At 65.8% G+C, this 14,030-nt stretch carries 16 protein-coding genes; 5 read left to right on the forward strand and 11 right to left on the reverse strand.

The window, feature by feature from the left end; genetic code table 11:
- Positions 1 to 5: 5 nt before the first annotated feature.
- The 3 genes from RND64_RS05750 to RND64_RS05760 form a co-directional block, all read right to left on the reverse strand.
- Positions 6 to 1,211, reverse strand: a complete 1,206-nt coding sequence (locus RND64_RS05750; protein ID WP_049698104.1) for an arylsulfotransferase family protein — start codon at positions 1,209 to 1,211, stop codon at positions 6 to 8.
- Between the two features lie 176 nt (positions 1,212 to 1,387).
- Positions 1,388 to 1,711, reverse strand: coding sequence for an AzlD domain-containing protein (locus RND64_RS05755; protein WP_049697949.1), 324 nt, complete (start codon positions 1,709 to 1,711; stop codon positions 1,388 to 1,390).
- A complete protein-coding gene (locus tag RND64_RS05760; RefSeq protein ID WP_049698105.1) occupies positions 1,708 to 2,517 on the reverse strand; it encodes an AzlC family ABC transporter permease in 810 nt (269 codons plus the stop codon). The genes RND64_RS05755 and RND64_RS05760 overlap by 4 nt, the downstream gene beginning before the upstream one ends.
- 18 nt (positions 2,518 to 2,535) lie before the next feature.
- Between RND64_RS05760 and RND64_RS05765 the strand changes: the two genes are divergently transcribed.
- On the forward strand, positions 2,536 to 3,174 hold the full coding sequence (locus RND64_RS05765) for an XRE family transcriptional regulator (RefSeq protein WP_049697950.1): 639 nt from the start codon (positions 2,536 to 2,538) through the stop codon (positions 3,172 to 3,174).
- Positions 3,175 to 3,452: 278 nt separating this feature from the next.
- Positions 3,453 to 4,958 carry a DEAD/DEAH box helicase gene (locus tag RND64_RS05770; protein ID WP_049697951.1) on the forward strand — a complete coding sequence of 502 codons (1,506 nt, stop codon included), beginning with the start codon at positions 3,453 to 3,455 and terminating at the stop codon, positions 4,956 to 4,958.
- Here RND64_RS05770 and RND64_RS05775 read toward each other — a convergent pair.
- The 4 genes from RND64_RS05775 to RND64_RS05790 all read right to left on the reverse strand — a co-directional run bounded on the left by RND64_RS05775 (position 4,930) and on the right by RND64_RS05790 (position 8,999).
- Entirely contained in the window at positions 4,930 to 5,748 is an 819-nt protein-coding gene (locus RND64_RS05775; protein WP_049697952.1) for a maleylpyruvate isomerase N-terminal domain-containing protein, read from the reverse strand. The genes RND64_RS05770 and RND64_RS05775 overlap by 29 nt on opposite strands.
- A 109-nt stretch (positions 5,749 to 5,857) precedes the next feature.
- Complete coding sequence (locus tag RND64_RS05780) at positions 5,858 to 6,364, reverse strand: hypothetical protein (protein ID WP_049697953.1); 507 nt, start codon at positions 6,362 to 6,364, stop codon at positions 5,858 to 5,860.
- Positions 6,365 to 6,381: 17 nt separating this feature from the next.
- The gene (locus RND64_RS05785; RefSeq protein ID WP_331436484.1) at positions 6,382 to 7,932 is read right to left on the reverse strand and encodes a 4Fe-4S binding protein; all 1,551 of its coding nucleotides are present in this window, start codon (positions 7,930 to 7,932) and stop codon (positions 6,382 to 6,384) included.
- A gap of 47 nt (positions 7,933 to 7,979) precedes the next feature.
- Entirely contained in the window at positions 7,980 to 8,999 is a 1,020-nt protein-coding gene (locus RND64_RS05790) for an AurF N-oxygenase family protein (protein WP_331436485.1), read from the reverse strand.
- A 177-nt stretch (positions 9,000 to 9,176) separates the two neighbouring features.
- Between RND64_RS05790 and RND64_RS05795 the strand changes: the two genes are divergently transcribed.
- Complete coding sequence (locus RND64_RS05795) at positions 9,177 to 11,018, forward strand: cation:proton antiporter (RefSeq protein WP_331436649.1); 1,842 nt, start codon at positions 9,177 to 9,179, stop codon at positions 11,016 to 11,018.
- Positions 11,019 to 11,104: 86 nt separating this feature from the next.
- On the opposite strand, the gene rpsR is transcribed toward RND64_RS05795, so the two are convergent.
- The 4 genes from rpsR to rpmB form a co-directional block, all read right to left on the reverse strand.
- Entirely contained in the window at positions 11,105 to 11,362 is a 258-nt protein-coding gene (gene rpsR / locus RND64_RS05800) for a 30S ribosomal protein S18 (RefSeq protein ID WP_049697956.1), read from the reverse strand.
- A 78-nt stretch (positions 11,363 to 11,440) separates the two neighbouring features.
- Entirely contained in the window at positions 11,441 to 11,746 is a 306-nt protein-coding gene (rpsN, locus tag RND64_RS05805) for a 30S ribosomal protein S14 (protein WP_331436486.1), read from the reverse strand.
- Positions 11,746 to 11,910, reverse strand: coding sequence for a 50S ribosomal protein L33 (gene rpmG / locus RND64_RS05810; protein WP_005179659.1), 165 nt, complete (start codon positions 11,908 to 11,910; stop codon positions 11,746 to 11,748). The genes rpsN and rpmG overlap by 1 nt, the downstream gene beginning before the upstream one ends.
- Positions 11,910 to 12,146, reverse strand: coding sequence for a 50S ribosomal protein L28 (gene rpmB / locus RND64_RS05815; protein WP_331436487.1), 237 nt, complete (start codon positions 12,144 to 12,146; stop codon positions 11,910 to 11,912). The genes rpmG and rpmB overlap by 1 nt, the downstream gene beginning before the upstream one ends.
- A 161-nt stretch (positions 12,147 to 12,307) precedes the next feature.
- Here rpmB and mrf point away from each other — a divergent pair, with 161 nt between their 5' ends.
- Complete coding sequence (gene mrf, locus RND64_RS05820) at positions 12,308 to 13,645, forward strand: ribosome hibernation factor-recruiting GTPase MRF (protein WP_331436650.1); 1,338 nt, start codon at positions 12,308 to 12,310, stop codon at positions 13,643 to 13,645.
- Positions 13,642 to 13,929, forward strand: coding sequence for a type B 50S ribosomal protein L31 (locus tag RND64_RS05825; RefSeq protein WP_331436488.1), 288 nt, complete (start codon positions 13,642 to 13,644; stop codon positions 13,927 to 13,929). Before mrf ends, RND64_RS05825 begins: the two co-directional genes overlap by 4 nt.
- Positions 13,930 to 14,030 lie beyond the last annotated feature (101 nt).

Here is a 14,030-nt window from a genome sequence, read left to right on the forward strand (position 1 = left end):
TGCGTTCACGGCCACGTGTCGAGGTAGGCGCGATAGGTGCCGACCGGAAGCGTTGCGTCGTAGGTCATTTCGCCCGAGGGTGAGAACTCCGAGATGTGCGGGGCGGTACCCCAGCTCCCGAAGGTGTATCCGTCGGCCAAAGCTTGTGCATTGCCGGTGGCGGCTGTGGCCAGGCCTGCGGGATGCGCTTGGCGTCGAACGAGAGTCGCGGTGCGTCTGGTGGGGTCGAGTCGAATCCACTTGATGCTGGAGTCGCCGAGTTGGGTGGCAACGTTGATGTTGTTGTCGAACAAGCGAATCGTGTGGGGATCGGCGTACTCGACGTCGTGTTGGCCGAAGAAGTCTGTTCCGGGCCCCATGCGCAAGCTCGAGTGCTTTCCGCCGGCGCTCCAGAGGATCTGACCGGTACGAGCGTCGATGTTGTAGGCGGCGTTCAGGTTTCGGAAAGAGATCAGCAGGTTTCCGACCGGGTCGAGCACTATCGAGTTCATGTGGAACGGATCGAAGGTGGCTGCGCCGCCGAGCCCGGTATATTGGGCGGCCGACGCCGTGAGCGGAATATGTTGTAGTGCAGACCATTCGGTCAGTGTCCGGCCACTGGCGACGTCGACGACCGAGGCGACGCAATCGAGGAGCGTCCCGTGCTTGGGGCCACCGACGGACGTGAGGTCGGCGCTGACCTGGTGGTATGACGTGATCAGAGCCCGACCGTCTGGCGTGAGCCGGAATTCGTGGACATCGGAGCCGAGTCCCGCAGGGGTGATCTTCTTGATGATGTGGCCACGGGTGTCGGCGATGACGTCGACGCCCGCGCCGTGACCACCTTGGCCGGAGCCTTCCCACCACGTGAGCACCTTGCGTCCCTGATAGGTCTGCGTGCGGAAGTTCGAGATACTGCCGCCTTGGGCGACGGTGTATCGCCACACGACCCGACCCGTCTTGTCCACGATCACGGCGGATTGGTCGGTGTTGCCGAGTCCGCGTGGAACGACTGGTAGCGGTACCGCTGCGGCCCACCCCGTTGTGTAGAAGATGTATCCCGAAGGTCCGCCGGGCTTGTTGACGTTCACCGTGTAGGTCGGGGTGCCGATCGGGTTGGTCGGAAGGCGAGGAGCCGCTTGCGCGGTTGCGGCACACGTGACGGCCGAACCCAGTCCAACTATGGCTGCGGTCAGTATGGCCAGAAGACGCGGCGTCGAGCGCTTACGCATGAGGGTCCCTCGGTAGATCGATGCGAACTCAACGATCTTCGGGCGTTCGTGTGCCGATGACAAGCTCTCACGCGGGGTGATTTGAAACCGTGGTCCTGTCGTGTCCGGTTCGCGGAGAAGGGATTTGGGTCAAGCGCGCATAACGTACACGCCGCGTACCCCGTGTAGGAGCAAACTCACCCGACGCCGGCTGCACGGAGTCCAGCGGCGACGCCTGCCGCCAGCAAGATCACCACGATCAGCGGTGCCTTGAGCAGTGCGGCCACCACCCCGGCGGCAACTCCCGCCGGCCGCGCCCATCCGGACAGATCCTGCCCGGCGTAGAGGGCGCCGGTCGCGGCGACCGCAACAAGGAGAACCAGCGCGGCACGGTCGATCAGCGCTCGCACATTGTCCGACACTGTGATTCGTGATCGGAGCAGGGGGCCGGCCAACCGCAGGGCATAGGTACCCGCGGCCAGTACTGCGACGCCGATGAACAGTTGCGTCCCGTGCGTCACGACGCACGCTCGGCGGCATGGAGTGCACGCTCGGCGTAATGAGGCGCACGCTCGACGGTATAGGGCGCACTGTCGGCGGGATGGAGCGCACGCTCGGCAGTACGGAGCGCACGGTCCGCGCCGCGGCGGGGGAGCGGCACGCCGGCAAGGAGCCCGGTAAGGGCGAGCAGGACCGGGACGCCCGCGGGGACGAACGGCGTTGTGGCAACGGCGATCACGGCGCCCAGGGCCAGCGACGCGCCGAGCTTGCCGCGCTCGGAACGGTGTGCGCGCACTGCCGAGATCGCCAGTGCGGCCAAGAGTGCGGGGAACGCGGCGTCGAGTCCAAGTGTCTCGGGGCTCGAGATGATCTGCCCCGCAGCGGAACCCACGGCTGATCCCGCCGGCCACGAGACGAGCACACCGATCCCGCACCACAGGAAGGCGGCACGCGCACGCTCGGCGTCGGGTGCAGCGGCGGTCAGGGCGGCCGTCTCGTCGTTCACCATGTGAGCGCCGACGAGTCGGCGCATGCCCGACCCGAGGTACGGCCCGACGGACAAGCCGTAGCCGAGGTTGCGGGTGTTGACGAGCAGGCCGGCGAGCGCGCCGACGATAGGCAGTCCGCCGGTGGCGATGATGCCGACGAAGACGAACTCGCTCGAACCGGCCATCACCACGCAGGCGATGGTCAGGATCTGCCACCAACTCAACCCTGCGCTGTGACCGGCGACGCCGTACGAGCATCCGATGACGAACACCGACATCGCCATCACTGCGACGCTGCGCAGCGTGCCGTAGCCGAGTGTTTCCCATGACGAACGCATGACCACTATGATGAACATATGGGTACTGTTCGTCAAGATGAACACTCGGACGATTCATCGAACGATCACCTCGGTGGTGCCGCTGGTCGGGCCGAGGCTGCGCCGACGGCGTCCGGCCCCACCGCGGTGATCGCCGCGGCGCTCAAGCGTGAGCGGGCTCGCGTGGGCCTGTCGATCGGCGAACTCGCACGGCGTGCAGGCATCGGGAAATCGACGTTGTCGCAGCTAGAGCAGGGTCTCGGCAACCCGAGCATCGAGACCGTCTGGGCGCTGAGCGAGGCGCTCGGCCTGACCTTCTCCGACCTCGTCGACACCCCGCCCCGTCGAGTGGAGGTGATCAGGTTCGGCGACGGGCCGGCGATTCCCTCTGCGACCGCCGAGTACATCTCGACGCTCTTGTCCGCGGCGTCGCCGTCGTCGCGGCGCGATATCTTCTTGCTGCGCGCCGAGCCGGGAGAGCCGAAAGTGTCTCGCCCGCACGCGCGCGGCGTCGTCGAACATGTCGTTCTGTGCGCGGGGAAGGCGCTGGTCGGTCCTCTCGATGATCCGGTGGAACTGCTGCCCGGCGACTTCATCTCCTATCCCGGAGATGCCGACCATGTCTTCGACGCGCTGGAGCCCGGCACGTTCGCGGTACTGGTCAGCGAAGCTTTCTGACATTTCCGCCGCAACCACTTCGGAGCGCAAACGTGACCGCGCTCACCATGATTCGCTCACTCGGACGACCTCGCGTACGGTGTACATATTGGCGTGCACAGACATAGCCAACGCGTCGTAGATCGCAATTCTCGCGGCGGGTCCCCCACATAGCCCGGGGTCGACCACCGCTCTTTGACTTCATACGGCGAAACGACTTCGCGCACCCGCGATTTCGCCACCACAGCACAGGCCATAGTGGTCCACAGTGCTGATGAGCACGTAGAGAGACCTTTTACATGACTACATTTGCCGAGCTCGGCGTACCTGCCGAGATCGTGAAAGTCCTTGCCGCGGATGGAAAATCCGAGGCTTTCCCCATCCAGACCGACACCCTTCCCGCCACGCTCGACGGCGGCGACGTCCTCGGCCGCGGCCGCACGGGATCTGGTAAGACACTTGCGTTTTCGATTCCGCTCGTGGCCGGGCTCGCCGAGCTCGACGTCGACCGCGTCCCCGGCGCACCCACCGGCCTCATCCTCGCGCCGACGCGCGAGCTGGCCACACAGATCGCCACCGCGGTCGAGCCGCTGGCAAAGGCCGTCGGCCTGACCGTGACCACGATCTTCGGTGGCGTCAAACAGGCTCGTCAGGAGCAGGCGCTCGGGCGCGGCGTCGACATCGTCGTCGCATGCCCCGGACGCCTCGAAGACCTGATGCAGCAGCGCATCGTTCGTCTCGACAACGTCGAGATCACCGTCATCGACGAGGCCGACCACATGGCCGACCTGGGCTTCCTTCCCGGAGTCACCCGAATCCTGGCCGCAACGCCTGCCGACGGACAGCGGATGCTCTTCTCGGCCACCCTCGACCGCGGCGTCGACAAGCTGGCCAAGCGCTTCCTCGACAATCCGACGATGCACTCGGTCGACGAGGCCACATCGCCCGTCGAGGCCATGACGCACCACGTCTTCGAGATCGAGCACGCCGACAAGAACGCCATGGTCGCCGAGCTCGCATCGGGAACGGGACGTCGAATCCTCTTCACACGCACCAAGCATCAGGCGCGCAAGCTCGCCAAGAAGCTCACCTCCGATGGCATCCCCGCCGTCGACCTGCACGGCAATCTGTCTCAGCCGCAACGTGATCGGAACCTGAAGGCGTTCGGCGAGGGCGGTGTGCGCGTGCTCGTGGCCACCGACGTCGCCGCGCGTGGTGTGCACGTCGATGCCATCGAGCTCGTCGTCCACGTCGACCCGCCTGCCGAGCACAAGGCGTACCTCCACCGCTCCGGCCGCACCGCACGTGCGGGCAACGCGGGCGACGTCGTCACGCTGTGCCTGCCGGACCAGCGTCGCGACGTTGCCGGCCTGCTCGGCAAGGCTGCGATCAAGGTCAAGCCGGTTCGGGTGCGCCCGAGCTCGGCGGAGGTCGACGCTCTCGTCGGCGCACGCGCCGAGCGAGTCGAGCCGACACCGGAGCCCGCCCGCCCGGCCGGACAGTCCCGTCAGGGAGCCGGCGGTGGACGTGGTCGCGGAGGCGCCAACGGGGCACGACGCCGCAGCGGCGGACCTCGTGACGGACGCGGTGCGCAGAGCTCGCGCGGCTCCGGCCAGCGTGGCTCCGCGCAGGGCGGTTCAGGTCAGCGCAGTTCCGGACAGCGCAGTTCCGGACAGGGCGCCTCGAGCCAGCGCGGCTCAGGCCAGGCGCGCGGCGGACAGTCGCGCGGTCAGCAGAACACGCAGAGTCGCGGTCAGCAGCGCGGCGGCGGTCGCGTCAGGCATCAAGCGGCGCGAACCGCTTGATCAGATGGGTAGCGAGCCATGGACTGGGACCCCAGGCCATGGCTCGTCCTGTCAGTAGTGCACGCATCGGCGACATGCGGCCGTAGCCGATGAGCACCCCCGCGGCTGGTTTGACGCTCACATAGAGATCAGGGTCGACATGCTCGTCGGGGTTGATCTCGAGATGCCCGTCGGTGAACTGGTAGATAAAGCGTTCGTCGGTTCCGCGGAACCGGATTTCGAATGTGGCGTCGGGTGGCGACGATTCTCCGAGGTGATCGATCCAGCACGGCAACAGCTGGTGCCTGCCCCGTGCGACCAGCGGTGCGACGCCCGGGTCGAGTTCCCAGTGGGCGCCGATCGCCCGTGCGATGTCGTGGCCGTGGACGGTCATCTTGCCGATCAGAATGCCCAGTGCGGAGTCGGCACGGACCCCACGACAGTCGCCCTCGACGGCCATGACGGGCACTCGCGCACCGAAGCGGCCGACGAGATCGAGTAGTTCGTCGAGTTCGTCGACGAGTCTCTGTGCGAGCTTGTGCACGTCCCTCGTGGGCAAATTCGCGATCTGTTTCGCGTAGATGTCCTTGAGATCAGACGGGCGGCTCGGCCACGCCGTGGCGCCACATGCCAGTTCGAGGTAGCGGGAGGGCTCGCTGGCGACGTGTCCGACGCACTCCGCGATGGTCCACTTCGACCGCCTGCCCAGCGACACGTCTGGATTGTCGATGTTGCACACGAGGTCGACGAAATTCTGAGCTGTCGCTCGTGCGGCGTCGATATAGGCAAAGCGTGAAAGCGTGTTGTTCATCCCCAGGCCACCCCCGTCGCGGGATGACGATACTCGCGAGCGCATGTCTATGCGATGCTCAGGCGGTGTCATTCGAACGTAGGAAACCGAATTGTGACATTGCGTCGATTCAGATACCGGCGGCACTCAAAATTGCGGAGCGTACAGCGGCAAAACAGTCGTCGGCGTCCGACTCTGGCCCGAGCCCGATGTGACAGGTGTTGCCCAGCGGCCCGGCGTCGCCGAAGCCGGACACCGTGAACCCGCGTTGGGCAGGATCGGTCGACAACGAGTCCGTCGGAGACAGCGTGGCCTGCGCAAATGGCACCGAAGTCACGACGACCCCCTTACTCGACCCGACCACCTCGACGATCAGATGCGCGGGCGTCAGCACGACGAGAGTCCCGAAATCGGTGTCCTCGGTGTCGGGCTCCAAGCTCTGTGGCGCCAGCGGACCCGGCTTCACCGACTGCGAACTGCGCGTCACCCACGCGGGGGACTGATCGTCAAGTTCTAGTCCCTCGTCCTTGACGTACTCGCGGAGTCCGAGGCGCATTTCCGTCGCGAGCAGTGGCAGGTTGGCCTCGGTCGTCGTGCGGTTGTATTCGGCGTGCTGAGTCGGCTTCGAAGGGCTCATGCCCGCAAATCTACCGATCAGCGGCCGGCCCGGACGAGCGTTGCGCGCGACCCCCGCGTCGGTCTGCGCGTCGATCCCCGCGTCGGCCTCGGCAACAGGCCGGCTTCGAGGTCGGCCAACAACGAGGCGACGGTCTCGCCGGAGTCGGTCTTGTTGGTACCGATGAAGCCTGACGGCCCGCGCTTGATCCAGCCGGTCACGTACATGCCCGGCACGCGACGACCGTCGTCGACGACGCGCCCTTCGTCGTGCGGGATCAGTGCGCGCGCGGCGTCGAAGGGAAGTCCCGGGACGGGCTGACCCCGGTACCCGACCGAGGTGAGAATCAGTCCCGCGGGGAGCGTCGTCGTCGTGGAAGGGCCCGTTCGTTGCGAGTTTGCGACGACGAGCCCATCGGCGGCCCCCGACCCGTCGACCGACACCGCCTGCGGTGTGTGGTGGAACGCGAGGCGGATGTGGCGACCCGAGACGGGCTCGTCGGTCGCCAGTTCTGCCAGGAGTTCGAGCTTGGCCCGTGCCACCGGGTCGAGGTTGTCGTGCGAGACGTCCGTGAAGGCGGAGACGTCGGTGACCACTCGCACGCCGTTGTCGACGAGGCCGACGAGTTCGGGCAACGTGAAGGCGGCATGTTCCGGACCTCGACGCCCGAGCACGGTGACCTGCTCAATCGACGAAGACTCCAGCGCGGCAAGCGCACGAGGCGCGATCGATGTGTCGGCCAGGCGCCCTGCACCTCCGACGAGGATGCGCGCGACGTCGAGCGCGACGTTGCCATTTCCGACCACGACCGCACAGGGGTGCGACAGGTCGGGATCGAGCGAGGCGAAGTCGGGATGGCTGTTGTACCAACCGACGAACGACGTGGCCGATCCGACGCCGGGAGCGTCGATGTTCTCGATCTCGAGGCGACGATCCGTCGGCGCACCTCCCGCCCAGATCACCGCGTGATGCCGTGCGCGCAGGTCGTCGAGCGTGATGTCACGGCCGATCTCGGTGTCGAGAAGGATCTCGACTCGTGGATTGCGGGCGATGTCGTCGAACAGGTCGATGACCTGTCGGGTTCGTGTGTGATCCGGGGCGACGCCGTAGCGCGCGAGGCCGAAGGGGCGTCGGAGGCGTTCGTAGATAATCACCGACACCGCGCGGTGGCGGAGCAGGTCGTCGGCCGCATACATCGCCGACGGCCCCGATCCGACGATGCCCACTGACACGGGCTCTTCGATGCCGAGTGCCCGCGGGTGCTCGATCGGCGCGAGTGGAAGCCGCTGCACCGGGTCGACGGGAAACCGTGCGTCGGTGAGACCGAGCTGTCCGTCGGCCGCGTAGGCGAGGGCGTTGATGTCGGCAAAACGTTCCTGCCCCAGGGGGATTCGATGAGAAGGAACGATCGCCCCGACCGGACACGCGCTGACGCATGCTCCGCAGTCGACGCAGGTCGTCGGATCGATGTAGAGCATCTCCGACGTCGCGAAGTCCGGCTCGTCCGGTGTCGGGTGGATGCAGTTGACGGGGCACGCGTAAACGCATGAGGCGTCGCCGCAGCACGATTGGGTCACGACATGTGGCATGTGTTGGGCCCGTTACTCTTTCGGTGACATAAGTGAAGTGATCGGGCTCAGGTCGCGGTGTAGGTCGGCTCGCTGCGGAACCGCGACGAACGGCCCGAGATGCCGAGGGCTCGCCACATCGCGCGCGAGGCCGGATTCATCAGGCCGCACTGCTCGGCAAGCATCCGTACATCGCCGAACACGTTGCGGCGCACTCGCTTCGATGACTCGGCGCGCCAGAAGATGTCGCGCATCACCTCGCGCGGGACGTCGAATTCATTCCTGAATCCGCGCGGCGGAACCATGATCGCACCGAGCAGGATGCGCATGGCCAGGGGAAACATCAGCGACAGCACGAAACGCTGGAAACGGCCCTTACGGGCGACGTTCTCACGGAGGTGATGGTGCGCGAACGAGATATGACGTGCTTCTTCGGCGACGTGTAGTTGCATGACGGCCGCCATCGCGGGATGTAGGTCGGAACGCATACGCAGGAAGTCTTTTTGGAGATGATCGATGGGCTCCTCGCCGCCGAGGATGCCGAAGAAGAAGATGGTGGGGAACGTCGTGGATACCAGCGGCACCACGGGAGAGATCAGTCGGTAGCCGAGTTTGGCGCCCGGAACGTCCATGCCGATGCGGTTCACCAGTTCCTGGAACATCAGTGTGTGGTTGCACTCCTCTTTCGATTCGTGCGTGGTGTAGCGAAATTCCTTGGCGCCGTTGGGCAATTTGAAGCTGTACTGCATCAGGCCGCGGATCAGGATCGACTCGAACTGCAGCCCGACCTTCGCGACGTTCGCCTGTCGCCACATGCCGATGCGGATCTGTTTGTCGAGCGGCTGTTGCTGATACCAGGGGTGGCGGCCGATCGGATCGACCTGATAGTTGAGCACCCATCGCGGATCGTCGGGCACGACGGCCATGTCCGGAGCGTCCCAATCGATGTCGAGGTACGGGTCGAAGTTTCGATGAACCGACGCCGACGAAAGGTCGTCGAGGACCTGCTCGTACTCAGCGCGGGGGAGGCCGTGCTGGGCGTCGATCGACACCGTCTCGTCGGGGTCGTACCTCAGTGCCTTCGTCATGAGAACTGCCTTCCGCGAGATGTATTCGGTGCTTGAGCGCAACCGACAGTGTGGGGTGTCACACCGTAGGCTTTCGACGGTAAGTGGCACCGAAATTGTTGTCAACAGTCAATGGCACAGTTTTCGGTGGAAGTGTTCTTCGGTGACCGGCGACAGACCCTGGAAGGGGCAGACGCGATGGAAAAAGTGCTGATCGTCGTTGCAGCGGTTCTCTTCATCGCGCTGGTGACCGACATCGCTCCTCGCCTACGGATTCCGGCGCCCCTGGTCCTGGTGTTCGTCGGCGCGGTCATCGGCATCATGCCGTTCGTACCCGCGTTCCACGTCGATCCCGAGTGGATTCTGGTCGGCGTGCTTCCCCCGCTGCTCTATTCGGCGGCGATCGGTATGCCGACGATGGACTTCCGTAGGGACTTCACCGCGATCAGCACGCTGTCGGTGGTGCTGGTGATCCTCAGTGCCGTGGTCGTCGGGTGGTTCTTGACGCTTGTGGTGCCGGGTATTTCGCTGGCAACGGGTGTCGCGTTGGGTGCCATCGTGAGTCCCACCGACGCGGTGGCGACGTCGATCGCCAAGCGGATGGGCGTGCCGTCGCGCGTCGTCGCTGTGCTCGAGGGCGAGAGCATGCTCAACGACGCGTCGGCGCTGGTGCTCCTGCGGGCCGCGGTAGCGGCGACCGCGGCCACGATCTCGTTCTGGGGCGTGGCGTTGAACTTCGTCTTCGCTGTGGCGGGCGCGGTGGCCATCGGTGCAGCGGTGGGCGTCGCCAACCTGTGGGTGCGGTCGCGGATGCGTGATGCCACGGCCAACACGGCGATCTCGTTCACCGTTCCCTACATCGCGTACGTGCCGGCGGAGGCGATCGGAGCGTCGGGTCTCGTCGCCGCGGTGACCGCGGGTCTGATCACCGGCGCAGGCGCGGTCAAATATCTCACGCCGCAGCACCGCATCTCGGACATGCAGAACTGGCACGTCGTCGAGCTGATCGCCGAGGGCGCTGTGTTCCTGCTGATGGGTCTGGAGCTCTTCACCCTCATGTCCGACGTCCACAATGACCACGAGGGCGTGCCGAACGCGGTGTGGATCGGGCTGTCGGTGTTGGGCGTCGCGCTGCTCGTGCGGGCCCTGTACGTCGTGCCGCTGGCGTGGTGGCTCGACAGGAAGCGACGACGCGGCGATCAGATCCGCCCGATGCTCGCGGATTTCTCGGTCACGCCGAGCGCCGACATCGACCGCGATCAGGAACGTCGGAGTCGGCAGTGGTGGCGCAGGGCGTTTCGACGCCGCCGCCACCGCGACACCACTCGACTTGCGGCAGGCGACATGCCGCCCGTCTCCACGGACACCGCGGCCCGCATCAATTCGCGGATCACGCGCACACTCGCCGACATCGACTATTACACCGAAGCACCGCTGGGGCCGAAGGAATCGGCGATCGTGGTGTGGGCCGGAATGCGCGGCGTGGTGACTGTGGCCGCTGCACAGACGCTGCCGGACGATACCCCGAGCAGGCCGCTGCTGGTACTGGTCGCGTTCGTGGTTGCGGCGGCGTCGTTGCTGATCCAGGGCGGCACGCTTCCGTGGTTGATCCGCAAGCTCAAGATCGGCGACGACACCGAATCGATGCTCGCCGAACGTCGACGGCTTCGGGCAGAACTGGACGCGACCGCCCAGAAAGTGATGGCTGAGTCCGAGACGGTCAGACAGATCCCGTGGTTGCGACCACGACTCGAACAGGTCAGCCGCGAGGCCGATGAGGACGCCGACGCAGTTTCGGACGCCGGTGATTCCGACGATCCGCAGAGCGGTGTGGTGCCCGCGGGCGCCAGTACGCCGTACGGCCTCAACTTCGAAGAACGCGTGCAGATCCGCCGGACCCGCCGCGAGATCATCGCCGCGCAGCGCAAGAAGTTGCTCACACTGCGTAGCCAGGGAACGTACAGCTCGTCGGCACTGAGCCGCGCGCTCGGGCAACTCGACGCCGAGGAGATCAGCCTCGACATGCAGCGTGGGTCGTGACTCGCTGAATGTTGCGGTTGCCCAGACGCGCGGATACCGCGCTTGTGGGCAACCGGAACCGGCTGAGACTCAGCAGTGGCGAAGAGTCAGCGCTGAGAGACGAAGGGCAGCAACGCCATCTCGCGCGCGTTGCGGATGGCGGTGGCCACCTGGCGCTGTTGCTGCGGGGTCAGTCCCGTGACGCGTCGGCTGCGGATCTTGCCGCGGTCGGACAGGAACTTGCGCAGCAGGTTGACGTCTTTGTAGTCGACGTCGGTGATGCCGAGCGCATTGAGCTGATTGCGGGTCTGCTTGGGCTTGGTGTCGGCGCCTGGCCGTGGCCGACGCGGTGCTCGCTTCGCCATGGGTGAAGTCCTCTGTAGTGGGTGATGGGTGGTTGGCCGCAGGGTGCGGGCGCTGTGAGCGCCCACACCCGACGGTACTCACCAACTCGACTTGTGGATGCCCGGTAGTTCGCCGCGGTGGGCGAGTTCGCGGAAGCGGACGCGCGACACGCCTGCCTTGCCGACGTAGCCGCGCGGGCGGCCGTCTACGACGTCGCGGTTGCGGACGCGCGTCGGGCTCGCGTTGCGGGGCAGCGCCTGCAGGTCGCGTTGGGCCTGTGCACGCTCTTCGGGTGCTGCAGCGGCGTCGACGATGGTGCGCTTCAGTGCCGAACGTCGTTCGGCGAAGCGGGCCACGGTCTCACGACGCTGCTCGTTGCGGATGATCTTGGATTTCTTGGCCATCAGCGATCCTCACGGAATTCGGTGTGACGTTTGGCGATCGGGTCGTACTTGCGGATCACCATGCGGTCGGGGTCGTTGCGGCGGTTCTTGCGGGTGACATAGGTGTAGCCGGTTCCGGCCGTCGACCGGAGTTTGACTATGGGTCGGATCTCGTTGCGAGCCATCAGACTTTCTCTCCTCGTGCGCGTATCTGTGCGACCACGGCCTCGATGCCCTTCTGGTCGATGGTCTTGATGCCCTTGGCGCTCACGTCGAGCGTCACGAAACGTCGTTCGCTGGGCAGGTAGTAGCGGCGTCGTTGGATGTTGGGGTTCCAGCGACGTGAGGTCCTTCGGTGCGAGTGCGACACCTGATTGCCGAACCCCGGCGTTCTCCCGGTGACCTGACATCGTGCTGCCACGGCACAACCTCCTTGTTGGAAACGATTGGCGTTAGTGCGGTATTCCACGCTATCGTGGCGGCACGCTAAATGGAAATCGTTGCCAATAATTCTGAAGGAGCGACGCTGTGCAGGCCGATCCAACTGATGCTCGACGCCGGCCGTCGAGGCCGCGCACTCCGATGACGCTGGTCACCGGGCTCGACAGGGAAGCGGTGGCGCGGACCGTGGACGCGCTCGCGATGGCAGGGACCACGCTGGTCCACCACGACCTCTCGTCGCTGCCCAGTGGTCGGGTGCTGCGCACGATCCGCTCGATCGACCTCGACGGCGTCGAGCACACAGACATTCGCGAGATCTCGCTCGAGCACGGGTGCGTGTCGTGCACGCTACGGATCGACCTGCTTCCGCTGCTGCGTCGACTGCACCAGCGATCAACGGTGGAACGTATTGTGCTGCAACTTGATCCGCTCATCGAACCCGAGGCGTTGTGCTGGTCGATCGAGCATGTCGTCTGCTCGGACATGCCTGGATTCGTCGACGCTCCCGCGGGATACGACGTCGTCGTCGACGCAACGATCGCGTGCGTGTCGGAGATGGAGTGGCTCGACGCCGCGAGCGGCGACGTCACACTCGGTGAAGCTGGGCTTGTCGAGTGGTCTGCTGAGTGGGATTCGGCTGTGGCCGAGGACGATCGCACCCTGGCGCAGGTGGCGGTCGGGCAGGTCGCCTTCGCCGACGCGCTGGTGCTCGCAGGCGCTGACCCGGCGTTTCGCGACGCGTGGTCGTCGGCGCGGCTGATGGAGGTCTTGCGTCGCCTCGCGCCCGGCGCTCCGATCGTGATGGAGCTGCCTCAACGACCCATCCGGCCGGGCACCCTGATCCAGTTGCTGCGCGCGATCGGCCCGACCGCCCGACGCGGCGCAGTCTTCGGTCCGCATGACCCGCTCCTACGCGGGGCGCCACCGTTGACCACCGAATGTGGTGTGTCGATGGCCGTATTCGAGAGTGACCGACCCTTTCATCCGACGCGCCTCCACGACGCCCTCGACCACCTGCTCGACGGCGTGATCTGCTCCCGCGGCCGAATCTGGCTGGCGACGCGATTCGACGACGTGTTCTGGCTGGAGTCCGCCGGCGGGGCGCTACGGGTCGAGGAGGCCGGACAGTGGGTCGCGGCGATGTCGGCCGACGAACGCGCCGACGTCGAGGAGACGCGCCTCGCGATGGCGGCGCTTCGGTGGGACGAGGTATTCGGTGACCGTCACAACGCGCTGGCGATCCTGGCGCACCGCGCGGACGTCACCGAGATTGTCGAGGCATTGAACGCCGCCACGCTCACCGACGTCGAAATGGCGGAGGGGTCGGATGCCTGGCACGAGTACGACGACCCGTTCGGCACCCGGCACGAGGACCCGTGCGCCGACAGCACGCCTCCCGGGTCCGGATTGCTCTCCATCACTGACGGTCTCGACCCCGATCAACAACGCAACGATTCCGAGAAAGGGGATCTCCCATGAAATCTGGCATCCATCCCGACTACCACCCGGTCGTCTTCCGCGACGCCGCGACCGGCACGCAGTTCCTCACCCGGTCGACCTCGACGTCGACGCAGACCGTGGAATGGCATGACGGACAACACTATCCGCTGATCATCGTCGACATCACGAGCGCGTCGCATCCGCTGTGGACGGGCACCGCACGCGTCGTCGACACCGAGGGGCGCGTCGGACGTTTCCGGCGGAAGTATGCAGCGAAGGGCGCATCGGGCAGGGGGTCATCGGGAAGGGGAGGGGTTCGGTAGAAGAGCGGCTGCGCGCGCTCGGGATTGTCCGTTACGACGAGTCTCCACAGATTCGATCTTGTGTTCGAGATTTCCTCGACGCTGTCGGTATTGTCGGGTAA

Source organism: Gordonia sp. w5E2 (assembly GCF_036540975.1).
Taxonomy (GTDB): Bacteria; Actinomycetota; Actinomycetes; order Mycobacteriales; family Mycobacteriaceae; genus Gordonia; species Gordonia jacobaea.